The following is a 16,474-nucleotide window of genomic DNA, read 5'->3' as shown; positions in this document are numbered from 1 at the left end:
AAGGGACAGGTTTATTTTGGCAGGTTTTATCTGCGCAAACGTCAAAACCGCCGCAAAGGGACAGACGCCCTTGCGGCGGTTTTCGCTAACCCCCATATCGAGCACAGAAGCCCGTCCGAATTTGATCGGACGGGCTTCTTGATGGGTATCATGGTTGGACGATCATTAGGAGGTTTCTCTACATGGAATTGTTTGAGCCGATTCTTCATTTCTTTGCACAACGATGGGTCCACAACATTATCTGGGCAGGTATCTTGGCCATCGGCACCGCCGTTGCCGCCAAGGTCGCGTCCAAGACCCTGTACCACCTGCTCAACCGCGACGATAACCCACTCCCTTCATCAAGCATCTTCATCAACATCGCGCGCGCCGTCATTTGGATGATCGGCGGCAGCTTTATCCTCGACAACTGCTTTGGCATTAATGCAAACGCCCTCGTCGCCGCTCTTGGCGTCGGCGGCATCGCCATCTCGCTCGGCTTTCAGGACACGCTGTCAAACCTTATCGGTGGCATGCAGGTGACCTTTATGGGCATCATCAAACCCGGCGACAATATCGAGGTCGGCGGCGTGACGGGCGTGGTCCAAGATATCACCTGGCGCCATACGACCATCGAGGACGCCTGCGGGCAGACCATCATCGTCCCCAACTCAAATATCTCCAAGAACACGCTCGTGCACCTCATGCCCTTTGGGCGCGTTGCCGTGCCCGTTGCCGTAAAGGACACGTCCAAGTGGGCCTCGTTGGACGCGCTGGCAGATGAGCTTACCGACGCCACCAAGGCCGCGGTGCTTCCCATCTCTGGCTTTGACAAGGAGCCCTACGTGCTCTTTAGCGAGATCGGCGACTTTGGCGTCAAGGGCAAAATCATCTTTATCGTCAGCGACGACAGCACCACTTTCACGGCAGCCGACGCTTGCATCCGCGCCATCGCCCCCATCATCGCCTAAAACCACCGCAAAGGGGACAGGCACCATTGTGGTGGTTTCGCATCGTGGTACCATGGTTCATATCGTTGTTTAAACGACTAAGGGAGTAGACACCATGGAAGAGGCCTATCGTCAAGCGCGCAAGCGCGGCGAACAGGGACGCCGTCGCGCCATCAGCCAAAGCGAGCATCCATATCTTACGGACCTCGACAGCTTGGTCGCCCAGCTTCCCTGCGGGCAGCGCGAGAACATCGGCCTGCGGGACATTCCGCTCGAAATGGTCGTCGGCACGGTTACCAAAGGTCGCCAGTCCGCCTTTTCGTGTAACTTTATGCCGCTGCTCCCCTGGAATACCGAATTCGCCCGCAAATGGTCCAACCTCTACGATATCCAAATCTCCGAGGGCTACCGCGACCCCATCATCGTCACCGAGTTCATGCACCGCTTTTACGTCCAAGAGGGCAACAAGCGTGTCAGCGTCCTCAAATTCCTTGACGCTCCGACGGTTTCGGCCAAGGTGACGCGTCTGTACCCCGGTAAGTGGGATTCCGTCGAGAGCCGCCTGTACGGTGAGTTTTGCGCCTTTTGGTACGTATGCCCCCTGTACGAGATTGAGTTTTCGCGCGAGGGCGGCTACGAGATGCTTGCCAAAATGCTCGGCCAAGATCTTGTCGAAAAATGGCCTCAAAAGAAGGTCGACTACCTACGTCACACCTTCCTGCTCTTTAAGCGCGCCTATCTTCGCGCGGGCGGCGACCACTTGGACATTACGCCTGCCGATGCCATGCTCGTCTACCTCAACGTCTACAACCAGGACCGTCTGCTGGATACGCCGACGGATATCGTCGTCAACCGTCTGTGCAAGATTTGGCGCGAGCTTGTCATTGCCGGCAAAAGCGACGAGGACAAAGTCGATCTTGTCGAAGCGCCGCAGCCCAACGAGAAAGAGGGCGCACCGACAAAAGCTACCTCGGGCGTGCTCAACTTCTTTATGAGCAAGACCGTCTACTCCACTGCCAATCCCATGCGAATCGCCTTTATCCACGAGTTTCCCTGTGCCACGTCGAGCTGGGACAGCCTACACGACCAGGGCCGCCGGTATCTTGATGAGCACTTTGGCGGCATCGTGCGCACCGAGGCGTTCGAGGACTGCCACGATTCGGACGTGTTCTACGCCGCCGTCGAGACAGCCGTAAAGCACGGGGCGAACGTCATCTTCTCGACCTCACACCGGCTCATGGAATACACGCTCAGGGCGTCAGTCGAGTATCCCCAGGTGCGGTTCCTTAACTGCTCAATCGGCCTTCCCCACCAAAGCGTCCGCTCGTACTTTGGAAAGATGTACGAGGCCAAGTTCCTACTGGGCGCCCTTGCCGCCAGCATGGCGGACAACCACCGCATTGGCTACCACGCGTCGGTCTTCGCCTCGGGCGCGCTCAGCGAGATCAACGCCTTTGCGATTGGCGCCTCGCTGCTCGACCCCCGCGCGCAAATTATCCTGACCTGGGGCGATGTGCCCGCCGGAGGCCTTGCCGAGGCCATGTGCCGCGAGGGCGTGAGCGTCATGACCGGCGCTGACATGTCAAAGTCGCTCGAAGACCCTACGGCCTACGGACTTCACCGCCTGGTCGATGGCAAGGTCGCCGGCATCGCCATGCCGGTATGGAACTGGGGCCGATACTACGAGCTTATCGTGCGAAGTCTGCTGCACGGCACCTGGGATGAGACCAGTGACAACAGCCAGGTTCGCGCCGTCAACTACTGGTATGGTATGAGCTCGGGCGTCATCGACATTCGCTACGCTCCGGGCCTGCCCTATCAGACGCGTAAGCTTGTTCAGCTGCTCCGCAATGGCATCGTCGAGGGCTCCATCAATCCATTTGGCGGCGAGCTCCATAGCCAAGACGGCGTGGTGCAGATCGAGGGCTTTCCCCCGCTGCCGAGCACGCAAATCGTCGAGATGGACTGGCTGGCTGACAACGTTATAGGCTCGATTCCGCAGCTCGATAACGAGCCGGAGGTCCGTGCCCTATGAATATCCTAGCCATTGCCGATGTAGAGGAGCGCTGCCTGTGGGAATGTTTTCGCAAGGAGCGCTTTGAGGACGTTGACCTGATTCTATCCGCAGGCGACCTGGATCCGGACTATCTTGAGTTTTTGGTCACTGTCATCAACAAACCGCTTGTGTACGTTCGTGGCAACCACGACGACCGCTACGCGCGCCATGCACCGGGCGGGTGCATTTGTGTTGAGGACAGCGTATATGTGTACCGAGGTATTCGCATTGCGGGTCTGGGCGGTTCCATGCGCTACCGCGACGGCGCGAACATGTATACCGAGCGCGAGATGGCAAAACGCATGCGCAAGCTATCGCGAAAAATCGCACTGGTAGACGGATGCGATATTCTACTTACCCATGCACCCGTCGCAGGCATGGGCGACCTGGACGACCTGCCGCATCGAGGGTTTGAGTGCTTTAACACAGCGCTTGAGTCCTGGGGGGCCGACTACATGGTGCACGGGCATGTGCACCAATGCTATGGTCGCGACTTTCAGCGTGAGCGCCAGCATGCATGCGGGACAACAATCATCAACGCGTGCGGCTATACGCAGTTTGAGCTGGATGAAGCGCGCTACCCCATCCGTGGCTGGCAGGCAGCCTGGCTCAACTCGCAAACCATGCGCCGCGAGCTCAAACGCCACGAAGCAATCGAGTCTTCAACCGCCAGAACCCCCTGGTAACTGCCAACAACCACCACGAAGGGGATAGGCACCTTTATGGTGGTTTTGCTGACTCGTCCGACCTGTCCATCACGGTGCTTGTGTAATTAACGAGAACACTCATTGTTTTGTAAGGACGGCGCTCACGTGCCGTCTTTTTTTGTCAACTTATGCAGTCTCGACCGTGTTGTATGTAGAGGGACCTCGCGAGACGCCTTCCCTATATCCACCACGACCAATTGGAGGTGACACTATGCCTGCACGCCGTAACCGCAATAGCACGCTCCGATGCGATGCCGATCAGATCGAGCGGGAAGCAAAGCGCTTGGTCGACACGTATTCCGACCTCATCCTTCGATTGTGCTATTCGGCCCTTGGATCCGCTGACGACGCTCAAGACATCTGCCAGGACACGCTGATCAAGATTCTCCAACGCACTCAACCGTTCGACTCGCTCGAACACGAACGTGCTTGGGTGATCCGAGTCGCACTGAACGCATGTCGCGATATCGGCCGTACGCACGCGAATCACCCGGTTGTCGACCTCGATTCGCTCCCCGATTTCTGCGCACCCGTAACACATACCGAGCAAGAATTCGCGCAACGCGACTGCGCCATTCTTTCCGCTGTCACGGCCCTGCCTCAAGCACAGCGCATCGCCATCTTTTTGCACTACTACGCAGGCATGAGCATCAGGGAAATCGCAGACGCCGTTCACGCGACGCCAGCTGCAACCGCCCAGCACCTTAGCCGCGGACGTGCGTCACTTCGGCTTTCCTTGAAAGGAGACCACAATGACTACGAATTCGAATGACTATCGCCACGCCCTGGAGCACATTTCGTTTACCGATAATGCGAAGCAGCACATGGCAAACTCGATTGCTCAGTCCGTCGCCTCGAGCGATGCGGCGACCGCTCAAAGCAACTTTAATGGCACGCGACGCAAGCCGCGCATCGCCCGCCATCCCGTAAGAACAGTCGCTCGCATTGCCGCTGTAACGGCAGTCCTCGCTATCGTCATTGGAGGCGCTGGCACGGCTATGGCAACAGGCGTCCTGCCGCTTCCTTCTGACATGCTTTCCGACATCTTTGACGGACCTGCTTCTCAAACCGAGATCATCGACCGTATTGGCCGGCCCGTCGGTGCTAGCTGCTCCAACAACGGAGTCACCGTGACCGCCGACGCCATCATGGGCGACAAGGATATGGTTACCATCGCCTATACGCTTACGTTCGACGATCCCGCTGCCCTGAAAAAGCTTTCCGAGCCGGGCGAGAACGGAACTATCGCCGGAAGTGTCGATGGAAACGTATACGTTGATGGCGAGCATGGCGGCCAAGGCCAATCATGGCTCATTGACAAGAACCCCAATGACTCCAGCATTCAATACTTTGCACAGTTCAGCGTTGAATCACCCGGCCTTATGGGCAGGACCGTCCGCACGCATATCAACTCTCTCGTTGTGCCACGTGCTGGCAAAGAGCTTCCCGAGTATAAGAAAATACTTACGGGCCCATGGGATCTTAAGTTCCAGCTGAATTACGAAGATACATCCGTTACGATTCCCGCGCCCAAATCGGTCAACTTTAACGGCACCAAGGCGACGATTCAAGAGGCCACCGTATCCTGCGTTGGCGTTTCAGTCCGCTACAACATAGATCGTTCCATCGAACACGACAACAACAGCGGCAAGATGTCTCAAAACATGGAGGAGTCTATGGATGCCGTTGGCAACATACCCCTCATCGTGACGTTCAAAGACGGTCATGTTGAGGACGCAACCAGCTACAGCGGCTATTTCGCAAATAAACTGGATAACGGCACCACTGATGTCCACAAGACCTGGCCGTTCTCGCAAGTTTGTGACACAGACAAGATTGCAAGCGTACAAATTGGCGATACGGTCATTCCCATGAATTCGTAACGCTACGCGGCTCGTATATGCACCCGGTTCCGCACTTCGCGTCTAAAGATGCGCTGTCATCGAGCAGCGTGAGCGCAAGGCCGCCCGTATGGTCGGCTGGGAACACCTCGTTGCGCTAAAAACCACCACGAAGGGGACCGGCACCTTTGTGGTGGTTTTGCTGACTCGTCCGACCTGTCCCAACGGTTTGTCTCAATCTGTAACAGGTAGGGCCCAAATAATCGGTTAGCTGTTACAGATCGAGACAGACCACGGATGCTCGGCCGAAAATCTCAATCTGTAACAGGTAGGAACGATTTTGCCCCTTAGATGTTACAGATTGAGATATTTGACAGCTTGAATCGGCATCGCCTACAGCGCGGCGACGACCTTGTCGCCCATCGTCGTGGTGCCGAGGATCTTATCTGCCGGGGTGTTGACATCGGCGATGTCACGGGTGCGCCAGCCCTCGTCGAGCACGCGCGCCACGGCGCTCTCGATCCACGCGGCTTGCTCGCCCATGTCGAGCGCGTAGGTCAGCAGCATCGCCACCGACAAGATTTGAGCCAGCGGATTGGCCACGCCGAGCCCCGCGATGTCAGGAGCGCTGCCAGCGCTCGGCCCAAACAGCGATACGCCATCATCCAGCGAGGCAGAGGCAAGCATACCGAGCGATCCGGTAATCTGAGCCGCCTCATCGGACAGGATGTCGCCGAACATGTTCTCCGTCACCACGACGTCAAAGTCTGCCGGTCGACTGATGAGCTGCATGGCGGCGTTGTCGACGAGCAGGTCCTCAAGCTCCACGTCGGAGTACTCCTCGTCTTGCACGCGATGCACGATCTCGCGCCACATGCGGCTCGTCTCCAGCACGTTGCGCTTATCAACGCTCGTCACCTTGCCGCGACGTTTGCGCGCCGCCTCAAATGCCTGGCGCGCAATGCGCTCAATCTCGTACTCGCGATACTCCATCACGTCGACCGCACGCTGACCGGCCGCACCCGCAGCGCCCGCGCAGGTCACGGATGCGGGCGCCAAAGTCCCACGGCATGTTGTAGCCCATCGTATCGGGGATGTTCACGACCGTGGCACCGGCCTTTACGGCCGCCTCGATAATGCGCACCAGAAACTCCTGATCGGAGCGGCCGGCATCCTCGGCATAAAACTCAACATCGTCAACGAACTTGCGAGCATGTTTGACGGCATGGATCGCTCACTCAATTGCCCTTTCCTCAGTCATATGGAGCTTGTCGCGCAGGTGACTGGTGCTCACACCCAGCCCTGTATGGATACGGGGCCTCTGGGCCGTTTTGAGCGCCTCTGCAGCCACTTCGATATCCCTGTCGACAGCGCGCGTCAGGCCGCATACCGTGCATCGGTCGCCCGCAATCTTGCCAATCTCCTGTACGGAGCGAAAGTCACCAGGACTCGAGATGGGAAAGCCCGCCTCGATAACGTCCACGTTCATGCGCACCAGCTGGCGGGCGATGAAGAGCTTTTCCTCGGTATTCATGCTGGCGCCCGGCGACTGCTCACCGTCGCACAGGGTGGCGTCAAAGATTGTGATTTTGCGGCTTATATGTTCCTCCTGATTGACCGTTTTATGACAGATGGCTTTCAGGAGAGAGAGAAGGCCTAGAGATAGAAAAATACCCATGTCGCTCATCACGCCTGAAAGCGGCAGACGATAGCGCACCCGGGTACAACAAATCGTTATAGCGAGATTACAACCCTAGCGCGCTATCCAATCTAGTAGCGCTAGGCCTAGGAGCTGTTGCGTGTTCTTAAACATGTTGGGCTCCCTTCGGCCTCGGGTAGAACTACATCGCGCTAAAGTACAACACAAGTAAAACCACCACAAGGGTGTCTGTCCCCTTCGTGGTGGTTTCGTTGACTCAAAAGCAAGAAACCCCGTCCCGCGCGAGGCAGAACCGGGTTTCTTTAGCAATGCTTGCTTTGTTCAGGCAGTAACTAGCAGTTACTCAGCCAGGAAGTCACGCTGGACAGCGGGATCGACCTTGACGCCAGGGCCCATGGTGGAAGACACGGAGATGGACTTGACGTACTTGCCCTTAGCAGAAGAGGGCTTGACACGCAGGATCTCGGTGTACAGGGCGGCGTAGTTCTCGACGAGCTGCTGCTCAGAGAAGGACTTCTTGCCCAGGGGCACGTGGCAGATGCCGTAACGGTCGGCACGATACTCAACGCGGCCGGCCTTGAGCTCGGAGACCATCTTGGCGACGTCCATGGTCACGGTGCCGAGCTTGGGGTTCGGCATGAGGCCACGGGGACCAAGAATCTTACCGATGCGGCCAACCTTGGCCATCATGTTCGGCGTGGCGATAGCGGCGTCGAAATTGATCTCGCCCTTCTGGATCTGGGCGACGAGCTCGTCGGAACCGATGATGTCGGCGCCGGCAGCCTCGGCCTCGCGGGCCTTCTCGCCCTCGGCGAAGACGGCAACACGAACGGTCTTGCCGGTGCCGTGGGGCAGGGAGATGGAACCACGGATGTTCTGGTCAGCCTTACGAGTATCGATGCCCAGACGGAAGTGGGCCTCGACGGTCTCGTCGAACTTGGCGGTATCAAGCTCCTTGATGAGCTTGGCAGCCTGAAGGGGGGTGTAGAGCGTGGCGCGGTCGATCTTCTCGGCAGCGGCGTTATAGCTCTTACCATGCTTAGCCATGTGCATTACCTCCTGTGGTTAAACGGGCGTGAGCCCTCCCACATCGTATCGTGTGCCCTATTGCACACATATAACGGGCGCCCCGGTCGGAGCACCCGTCATTACCTAAAGAAATCGCTACTCAGCGATGGTGACGCCCATGGAGCGGGCGGTACCGGCGATGATCTTCTTGGCGGCATCAATGTCGTTGGCATTGAGGTCCGGCATCTTGATCTCGGCGATCTTGGTGAGCTGCTCCTGGGAGAGCTGACCAACCTTGTCGGCCTGGGGCTTAGCGGAACCAGACTTAAGGTTCAGCTCCTTCTTGATGAGGTGAGCCGCCGGCGGGGTCTTGGTGATGAAGGAGAAGGACTTATCCTCGTAGACAGAGATCTCAACGGGGATGATGTCGCCCTTCTTGTCCTGCGTCTCGGCGTTAAAGGCCTGGCAGAACTGCATGATGTTCACGCCAGCAGCGCCCAGGGCGGGACCGACGGGAGGAGCGGGGTTAGCTGCTCCAGCAGGAATCTGGAGCTTAATGACGTTGGCAACCTTCTTCTCAGCCATGGTCATTCCTTTCGAATCACGAGTGTGAAGTACTTGCTATATCGTAAGCACGCACGTGTTAGAAGCACTCCTGAGATGAGCAGTCACAGAAGAAGCACGCTCGCGCGAACGGACGATAACTTAAGCGATGACAGCGACCTGGTTAAAGTCGAGCTCGACCGGCGTCTCGCGGCCAAAGATCATCAGCGTGACCTTGAGCTTGCCAGCCTCGGTGTTAACCTCGGAGACCTTGCCATCAAAGTCGGTAAGCGGGCCATCGGTGACGCGGACGGACGTGCCGACCTCAATATCAACCGAGGTGCGCTTGGGCGAATCGCCCTTACCGGGACGACGAGTCATCTTGTTGTACTCGTCGCGAGAAAGCGGAGCGGGCTTGCCGTTGCCGCCCAGGAAACCGGTGACGCCAGGCGTGTTACGAACGCACGTCCAAGCATCGTCATCCATCTCCATGCGGACCAGGACATAACCCGGGAAAATCTTGGAATCCTTGGTCTCACGCTTGCCACCCTCTTTAATCTCGGTGACGCGCTCCATAGGAATCTCGATATCAAAGATACGGTCCTGCATGCCCATAGTCTCGATGCGATGCTCGAGATCGGACTTAACACGGTTCTCGTATCCAGAGTAAGTGTGAACGACGTACCAACGCTTAGACATGGTTTAGCCCCTCAATCCAGAGAACAGAGCAAGAGCCTCGCCAAAGCCAGCATCGAGCAGAGCGATGACGACGCCGACGACGATCAGAGAAGCGCAAACGACGACCGAGTAGTTCACGAGCTCCTTCTTATCGGGCCACGTGACACGCTTCATCTCGGACTTGACCGAAGCGAAATACTTCTTGGTGCGGGCGAAGAAACCAGGCTTCTCGTTCTTCTTGGACTTCGCAGCCTTCTCGTTCTTCTTGGCAACGGCCTTCTTGGCCTCAACCTTGGAGTTGGCGGCAGCGTTGTTGGCAGGTGCCGGCTGCTGAGCCTTCTTCTTGTTCTTCTTGTTGGCCATTTGGGTTACCTCCGCGCAATGCGCTTATACATGAGTAAACCGTAAGCCCCCAATTGGGAGCTTACGGAATAATGACTGGCACGCCAGGAAGGACTCGAACCCTCAACACTCGGTTTTGGAGACCGATGCTCTACCAATTGAACTACTGGCGTATGTGACTAGAGACTAGCGAGTCTCTTTGTGCAGCGTGTGGTGACGGCACCAGGGGCAATACTTCTTGATCTCCATACGATCAGGCATGGTCGACTTGTTCTTGGTGGTCGTATAGTTGCGGCGCTTGCACTCAGTGCACGCAAGAGTAACTAGAGTACGCATGTATCCTGAACCTTTCATTTCCGCCCCGTACGGGCACGAGTTGTTACTTTATCAGCTCCACGTAAGTGCTGTCAATGAAAACCTCGAGTCAATTGGTTCTCGGTGGATCCATTCATATTTGGAACACATCAATGAAGCCATCGAGAGCTAATCGACGGTGCATCCAGGACCATTATCAATCCTCTCGACACCAGCAACGGCTCAATATCCATCGCAGAAAAGAACCCGGCACCCATATAAGTGCCGGGTTCTCTAAGTCAGCTATATCAAAGAGCTAATTTACTCAATGATCGTGGAGACGATGCCAGAACCGACGGTGTGGCCACCCTCGCGGATAGCGAAGCGCAGGCCCTCCTCCATGGCGATCGGGTGGATGAGGTCGCCCTCGATGGTGATGTGGTCACCAGGCATAGCCATCTCGGTGCCCTCGGGGAGCTTGACCGTACCGGTAACGTCGGTGGTACGGAAGTAGAACTGAGGACGATAACCATCGAAGAACGGGGTGTGACGGCCGCCCTCCTCCTTGGTCAGAACGTAGATCTCGCCGGTGAACTTGGTGTGCGGGGTAACCGAACCGGGCTTGCAGAGAACCTGGCCGCGCTCGATGTCCTCGCGCTTGATGCCGCGGAGCAGCAGACCGACGTTGTCGCCAGCCTCGCAGAAGTCCATGGACTTACGGAACATCTCGATACCGGTAACAACGGTGTTCTGGGTATCCTTGATGCCGACGATCTCGACGGGCTCGTTGAGCTTGAGCTCACCGCGCTCGACACGGCCGGTAGCAACGGTACCACGGCCGGAGATGGTCATAACGTCCTCAACGGCCATCAGGAACGGGAGGTCGTTGTTACGAGCAGGCGTCGGGATGTACTCGTCGACAGCGTTCATGAGCTCGCGAATGGCGTCCATCCACTTGGCGTCGCCCTCGAGAGCGCCCAGAGCGGAACCACGGATGACGGGGATGTCGTCGCCGGGGAAATCGTACTCGGAGAGAAGCTCACGGGTCTCCATCTCGACGAGGTCGATGAGCTCGTCATCGTCAACCATGTCGCACTTGTTCAGGAAGACGACGATGTAGGGAACGCCGACCTGACGGGCGAGCAGGATGTGCTCGCGAGTCTGAGCCATGGGGCCGTCGGTAGCGGCGATGACCAGGATAGCGCCGTCCATCTGAGCAGCACCGGAAATCATGTTCTTGACGTAGTCAGCGTGGCCCGGGCAGTCAACGTGAGCGTAGTGACGGGCAGCAGTCTCGTACTCGACGTGGGAGACGGAGATCGTAATGCCGCGCTCGCGCTCCTCGGGAGCCTTGTCGATGTTCTCGAACGCAGTGAAGTCAGCCTTGCAGCCCTCGGTCTCGGAGAGAACCTTGGTGATGGCAGCGGTCAGCGTGGTCTTGCCGTGGTCGACGTGACCAATGGTGCCGATGTTAACATGCGGCTTAGTGCGCTCAAACTTCTCTTTGGCCATAAAGCCCTCCTCTTAACAGGTCGTCCCCGGACGGGACTTTGCCTTTATACCATAGTGGCCTCTCAACATACTATTGAGAAGCCACCGTGTTACCTATGGTAGCGGTGACTGGATTCGAACCAGTGACGCCACGGGTATGAACCGTGTGCTCTAACCAACTGAGCTACACCGCCGGATGGAGCCTGCAACCAGACTTGAACTGGTGACCTCTTCGTTACCAACGAAGTGCTCTACCGACTGAGCTATACAGGCACTTGACGGGTGGGAGCTATAGGATTCGAACCTATGTAGGCAGAGCCAACGGGTTTACAGCCCGTCCCCATTAACCACTCGGGCAAACTCCCAATCGTTCAAGTATCCGCAGGTTCTTTGGTCTTTTGGACCGCCGCCCCCGCGAACGAAAAAGATAATACGATGCAACCTTGGGGGCTGTCAACGAAAACCTCTAGATACACGGTTCCGGGCGTATCTATATACCTTTGACCTGCGGTTTTGTTGAGTTTAGATATGAAGGACGGTGGATTTACATGTAGCGGTGACATTTCCCGAGGGAACACTTTGTCACGGTGGAGTGAGCCTACAGGATATTACTTCGGTAACGACTCATTTGCACCTATATATAGGTCGAGATCGGGCTTCCGCGGCAGATTCGGGTGTGGATGGTTAAGGCCGGTCCGGCCTTTGTCTCGATCTGTAACATCTAGAGAACATTTTCTCCCCTATCTGTTACAGATTGAGATATTACGCAGAGACCCCAGCTCGCGTCTCATCCTGTAACAGTAAGAACGGTTTTCCGCCCCTTCGTGTTACAGATGGAGACATTTCTCAGCTAACCCGACTCTATATCTCAATCTGTAACATCTACGCCAGTATTCTGCTTCTACCTGTTACAGATTGAGACAAATGGGCAGGGCCCATTCTTTCATCTCGATCCGTAACAGGTGGGAGCGAATTGGTCGCCTTGGTGTTACAGATGTAGATGAACCAAAGACGGGATGGACGACTAGTCCGAAGGCGCATCGACCTAAAAGAAACAGGCCCGAGCCTTGAACATACCGAACTTGAGTCTCGAATCGACGACTGGCAGACCGCTGCGCAGGCAAACAAATTCCCGAGCGATAAGATTCACCAGCGACGCCATTTTGATTTGACCGGCAGCAGATCTTCAACGAACCGACCGGTCCATTCATTTGGCTCCAATCCGCGAATCTCGAAGATAGCCTCGAAATCCTCCTTGCTGAGACGATGGCCAAAACGTGTATTCAACCACATCTCGGATTCTGCCCGCCAGTTTTTTTCGCGAGCCGGAGTCATCGAGCGAACAATCTGGGAAGACACGTCGGCCCACTCTCCATCGTCATCCTCATATCGCTCTCTACCGAGAATGCTTTCGACCTGGGGGTCGAGCATGCCGAAGAGACTCGAAATGTCACGTCGCCCGCTCGGCCGCTTGACGGGAACAGGGATAACATCCTCGGCAAAAAGCTCATCAAGCGGAATATCGACCCCATCCCAGCCGAGACCGATAAAAGGGCGCTTCGAGATATCATCTGGGTCCGAGAAGCGGATATGCAGGCACTCAGTCTCGAGGACCCAATTGCCCACCAAGACAAGCTTCCCGTAATGTGGCATCGGAGAATCCAGCCACGCCACCGCGTAACGTCGTTCTTCGGTCGACGGAAACTGATCGATATCGATAATTGTCGGCATCTCAACGCCCCAATCAGAAAGCAACTGGAATCTGGGGCTACTCCGTTCCCTGGATCACGGTCAGCAAATCCTCATAGCTGTGCACCACGTCATAACGCACGTCCTCGTCCGAGAACTCATTGAAGAGCTTGCGGGCGCAGGCGATCTTTCCGCGCTCGATATCGCGCAGCGTGAGGCTGTCCATGCTGCCCTTGGTCTCCGCGACGAAGAACACGTGGCGCACGCTCCCCTTCTCGAACGCGATGGCCCAGTCGGGCGCGTAGTTGCCCACCGGCGTCGGAATCTTGAAAGACCGTGGGAGCTTGGCGTAGACCGCGACCTTGCCCTCTGCAGAGTCGAGATCTCGTGCGAAATCGCGCTCACCCTCGGAATCCCAGAACACGTAGTCCTGGATGCAGCGGCTCGTCTCCAGCGCACGGCCGACGTTCTCGGGCATGCGCTCGGCAAAGATGGTGGAATCGTACCGCTCGTCAAGCTTGTGGTACGCAATGTGGTCGACCACCATCGTCGCCTTCTCGGCAAGGATGCAACGGGAGACCTTGGCGATAAACTCCTCGGGGTTATCGCGGAACATGCGGAACTTGACGGGGGCGATGCCCTTCAGGATCGCCGCTGCGCTTCTGCGCGTAATGCGCGCAGCGGTCGCGACTTCGCCCAGCAGGTCGTACGTCACGCCAGAGGCGTCCTCGCCCACCTCGTAGTCGCGCCTCGTGGTATCGCCGAACGATTCGCCGCGCTCAAGATTCTCCCGCGTCTGGGTCGAGCGCTGCGCGGCGGTCGTCATGACGTAGGACGCCTTGGCCACAAACAGTTCGCGGTTAATGCGGTCGATCGCCTTGGCGCGCAACTCCTCATCATCGAAATCGACGGTGTAGGAATGTTTGGAGTTGATCTTGTTCCACAGCTCCTGGAACTCCGCCCGCGCGAAGTTGGCGTTGAGCGGGTTTTCGCGAACCTTGGGCTCGTTGCCGTTACGGATGTAGTCGTCGAGCGCATGCTCGTCGTAGACGCTCATCACCAGCGCTTCGATATCCTTGCGATAGGCATAGAGATGCTCGGGCAAGTCGTCATCGGTAACGGACGTGAGCCCCGATTCCTTGAACTTTTGCGTGGGCACGCCCTCGCGATCGATGAGGCCGTGCTGTACGAGCGCGAAGTAGACATCGTGCGCGTCTTCCTGCGTGAGCGCATAAGTCTTCTCCTCGTCCGCCTGAACGGCAAAGCCCTTGAGGAACTCCTCCGTGACCGCCTTGGGACGCTCACGCAGGGCATCGTTGATGTCCTTCTGCAGGGACTTCGTGAAGTCGCTGTAGCTCTCGCTGGCGATGACGGTGAGCGTGTTGACGCGCTGCACCTCCTGCTCGCCCAGCGCCTCCAGGTCCTGTCGCTCGCCCTCCCGGTTCACGCACAGGCGCAGGCCGCGGCCCACCTCCTGGCGCTTACCGGTCTCGGAGTCGGAATGCTTGAGCGTGCAAATCTGGAACACGTTGGGGTTGTCCCAGCCCTCGCGCAGGGCGGAGTGGCTAAAGATAAAGCGCGTGGGCTCATCGAACGACAGCAAGCGCTCCTTGTCCTTGAGGATGAGATCGTAGGCGCTCTCGTCATCGGACTCATCGCTGTTGCGCTTGAGCTTGGAGTCGATCAGGCGACGACTCCTCTTGTCAATGGAGAAGTATCCCTTATGGGTCTCATGTGCATCGATGCCGCGCAGCCATTCCAGATAGCGACGGCGCGCCTTCCCGAGACCCGCATCGAGCGAGGCGTCAAGGTTCTGCTGCCCGCGGCCGTACTCGTCGATGGCGCGCGCGTACTCCTCCTCAAAGATTCGGCCGTACTCGCCCAGGCCCTCCTCGCCGTCATCATCGTAGACACGGTACTTGGCGACCTCGTCGATAAAGAAGAGCGACAGGCACTTGATGCCGCGCGCGAACAGCGCCTCCTCCTTCTCCAGATGGCTTTTGATGGTCTCGCGGATCTGCACTCGGCGCATGTCGCGATCGGAAGAATCGCCGTAAACGTCGCCGCGGCAGAGCTCGATGCCGTTGAGGAACTTGACGTAGCCCAGCTGAACATCGCTGTCCGGGACGATCTCGGACACGGTGAACCCGTCGCGGTACGCCTCGAGCTCGCCGGACGCGGGATAGATGTCGTCCTGCTCGTAGAAGCCCTGCGCACGTTTGGAGATGGACCCCGAGGCGTTGAGTTTCTTGAACTCGATGACCGCCTGGGGCGGCTTATTCTTGGAAATCTTGATGTCCTGAAGATACAGGTAGCCGTCGGTTCCGCGCATGTTCTTGAGTTCGAAGCCCTTGACCTCGATGCGCTTGACCAGGCGCTGGTTGAATGCGTCAAGCGCATCCAGCACGTAAACGGCATCATGGGTAACCTTGTGGGTGGCGGAATAGTTGAGACACGCGATGGGACGGAAACGGGCGATGCCGGCCTGGGTGGCATTGCCGCCCATCTTCTGCGGCTCGTCCAGGATGACGATGGGGTTGTTGGCGGCGATCACGTCGATGGGGCGACGGCTCGCGAACTCATCGCGCTCGGAATACATGATACGGGCCTCCTTGGAGCGCCCGCCCTCCTTCATGGACGTATTGAACGCCTGCATGTTGATGACCATGACGTTGATATCGGAACTCGCCGAGAACCGGTCGATGTCGCCCAGGCGAGCGCTGTTGTAGACAAAGTAGCGGATGGCCTTGCCGTACTGCTCAAAAAAGTGCTGCTCGGTATTCTTGAGAGACTTGTAGACGCCCTCGCGAATGGCAACGGACGGCACCACGATGATGAACTTGGTCCAGCCATAGAGACGGTTGAGCTCGAGCATGGTCTTGGTATAGACGTAGGTCTTGCCCGTGCCCGTCTCCATCTCCACGTCAAGGTTTACCGGAGCGGGACCAGTGGCAAGCGACGAAGACTCGACGATCCGATTGCGGCGCTGTACCTTGTGAATGTTCTCGAGCAACGTGGCGGACCCAAGGGCGATGGGGGCATTCGCGTAGCCTTCAGATGCCTGGACCTGCGTCTCAAAGCCCGGCAGCGCCTCGGTGCCGTCGCCGTCCGCCGCGCGACCAAGGTCGCGCAGATAGGGCGAGGCGCCAGAGTTAGGCTGACCGGCGAAGACATCGGTCACCGCACGAGCAGCCTCAGTCTGATAAGGCTGGATTTTAAACTTGAACTGCATCCGG

14 protein-coding genes, 4 tRNA genes and 1 pseudogene are annotated in these 16,474 nt (G+C 57.4%); 5 read left to right on the top strand and 14 right to left on the bottom strand.

What is annotated here, in order from left to right; all coding sequences use genetic code 11:
• The first annotated feature begins 182 nt into the window (after positions 1 to 182).
• The 5 genes from DXC18_RS08605 to DXC18_RS08585 all read left to right on the top strand — a co-directional run bounded on the left by DXC18_RS08605 (position 183) and on the right by DXC18_RS08585 (position 5,575).
• On the top strand, positions 183 to 950 hold the full coding sequence (locus tag DXC18_RS08605) for a mechanosensitive ion channel family protein (protein ID WP_089572515.1): 768 nt from the start codon (positions 183 to 185) through the stop codon (positions 948 to 950).
• 94 nt (positions 951 to 1,044) lie between these two features.
• Entirely contained in the window at positions 1,045 to 2,964 is a 1,920-nt protein-coding gene (locus tag DXC18_RS08600; RefSeq protein ID WP_117583097.1) for a BMP family ABC transporter substrate-binding protein, read from the top strand.
• Entirely contained in the window at positions 2,961 to 3,671 is a 711-nt protein-coding gene (locus tag DXC18_RS08595) for a metallophosphoesterase (RefSeq protein WP_117583098.1), read from the top strand. The genes DXC18_RS08600 and DXC18_RS08595 overlap by 4 nt, the downstream gene beginning before the upstream one ends.
• A gap of 232 nt (positions 3,672 to 3,903) precedes the next feature.
• Positions 3,904 to 4,464 carry an RNA polymerase sigma factor gene (locus tag DXC18_RS08590; protein WP_117583099.1) on the top strand — a complete coding sequence of 187 codons (561 nt, stop codon included), beginning with the start codon at positions 3,904 to 3,906 and terminating at the stop codon, positions 4,462 to 4,464.
• Positions 4,445 to 5,575, top strand: coding sequence for a DUF4179 domain-containing protein (locus DXC18_RS08585; RefSeq protein ID WP_117583100.1), 1,131 nt, complete (start codon positions 4,445 to 4,447; stop codon positions 5,573 to 5,575). Before DXC18_RS08590 ends, DXC18_RS08585 begins: the two co-directional genes overlap by 20 nt.
• A gap of 351 nt (positions 5,576 to 5,926) precedes the next feature.
• Here DXC18_RS08585 and DXC18_RS08580 read toward each other — a convergent pair whose 3' ends face one another.
• The 14 genes and pseudogenes from DXC18_RS08580 to DXC18_RS08515 all read right to left on the bottom strand — a co-directional run bounded on the left by DXC18_RS08580 (position 5,927) and on the right by DXC18_RS08515 (position 16,470).
• A complete protein-coding gene (locus tag DXC18_RS08580) occupies positions 5,927 to 6,592 on the bottom strand; it encodes an isocitrate/isopropylmalate family dehydrogenase (RefSeq protein ID WP_226790685.1) in 666 nt (221 codons plus the stop codon).
• A pseudogene (locus tag DXC18_RS08575) lies at positions 6,501 to 7,067 on the bottom strand (hypothetical protein). The gene DXC18_RS08580 and the pseudogene DXC18_RS08575 overlap by 92 nt, the downstream one beginning before the upstream one ends.
• A gap of 465 nt (positions 7,068 to 7,532) precedes the next feature.
• On the bottom strand, positions 7,533 to 8,240 hold the full coding sequence (gene rplA / locus DXC18_RS08570) for a 50S ribosomal protein L1 (RefSeq protein ID WP_022093892.1): 708 nt from the start codon (positions 8,238 to 8,240) through the stop codon (positions 7,533 to 7,535).
• Between the two features lie 117 nt (positions 8,241 to 8,357).
• Complete coding sequence (gene rplK / locus DXC18_RS08565) at positions 8,358 to 8,786, bottom strand: 50S ribosomal protein L11 (RefSeq protein ID WP_022093893.1); 429 nt, start codon at positions 8,784 to 8,786, stop codon at positions 8,358 to 8,360.
• A 120-nt stretch (positions 8,787 to 8,906) separates the two neighbouring features.
• On the bottom strand, positions 8,907 to 9,443 hold the full coding sequence (gene nusG, locus DXC18_RS08560) for a transcription termination/antitermination protein NusG (RefSeq protein ID WP_099432095.1): 537 nt from the start codon (positions 9,441 to 9,443) through the stop codon (positions 8,907 to 8,909).
• 3 nt (positions 9,444 to 9,446) lie between these two features.
• On the bottom strand, positions 9,447 to 9,785 hold the full coding sequence (secE, locus tag DXC18_RS08555) for a preprotein translocase subunit SecE (RefSeq protein WP_117583102.1): 339 nt from the start codon (positions 9,783 to 9,785) through the stop codon (positions 9,447 to 9,449).
• 76 nt (positions 9,786 to 9,861) lie between these two features.
• A tRNA-Trp gene (locus DXC18_RS08550) sits at positions 9,862 to 9,937 on the bottom strand.
• A gap of 13 nt (positions 9,938 to 9,950) precedes the next feature.
• Positions 9,951 to 10,100, bottom strand: a complete 150-nt coding sequence (gene rpmG, locus DXC18_RS08545) for a 50S ribosomal protein L33 (protein ID WP_022093895.1) — start codon at positions 10,098 to 10,100, stop codon at positions 9,951 to 9,953.
• A 279-nt stretch (positions 10,101 to 10,379) separates the two neighbouring features.
• The gene (tuf, locus tag DXC18_RS08540) at positions 10,380 to 11,570 is read right to left on the bottom strand and encodes an elongation factor Tu (protein WP_117563790.1); all 1,191 of its coding nucleotides are present in this window, start codon (positions 11,568 to 11,570) and stop codon (positions 10,380 to 10,382) included.
• 96 nt (positions 11,571 to 11,666) lie between these two features.
• A tRNA-Met gene (locus tag DXC18_RS08535) sits at positions 11,667 to 11,743 on the bottom strand.
• Positions 11,744 to 11,746: 3 nt separating this feature from the next.
• Positions 11,747 to 11,822, bottom strand: a tRNA-Thr gene (locus DXC18_RS08530).
• A gap of 10 nt (positions 11,823 to 11,832) precedes the next feature.
• A tRNA-Tyr gene (locus DXC18_RS08525) sits at positions 11,833 to 11,914 on the bottom strand.
• A 781-nt stretch (positions 11,915 to 12,695) separates the two neighbouring features.
• Complete coding sequence (locus DXC18_RS08520; RefSeq protein WP_117583103.1) at positions 12,696 to 13,280, bottom strand: hypothetical protein; 585 nt, start codon at positions 13,278 to 13,280, stop codon at positions 12,696 to 12,698.
• Positions 13,281 to 13,317: 37 nt separating this feature from the next.
• The gene (locus DXC18_RS08515; RefSeq protein ID WP_117716893.1) at positions 13,318 to 16,470 is read right to left on the bottom strand and encodes a type III restriction-modification system endonuclease; all 3,153 of its coding nucleotides are present in this window, start codon (positions 16,468 to 16,470) and stop codon (positions 13,318 to 13,320) included.
• Positions 16,471 to 16,474: the final 4 nt, after the last annotated feature.

Source organism: Collinsella sp. OM08-14AT (assembly GCF_003438115.1).
GTDB lineage: Bacteria > Actinomycetota > Coriobacteriia > Coriobacteriales > Coriobacteriaceae > Collinsella.
Note: the sequence above shows the minus strand (reverse complement) of the source record. Positions and strands in the feature narration are given on the sequence as shown.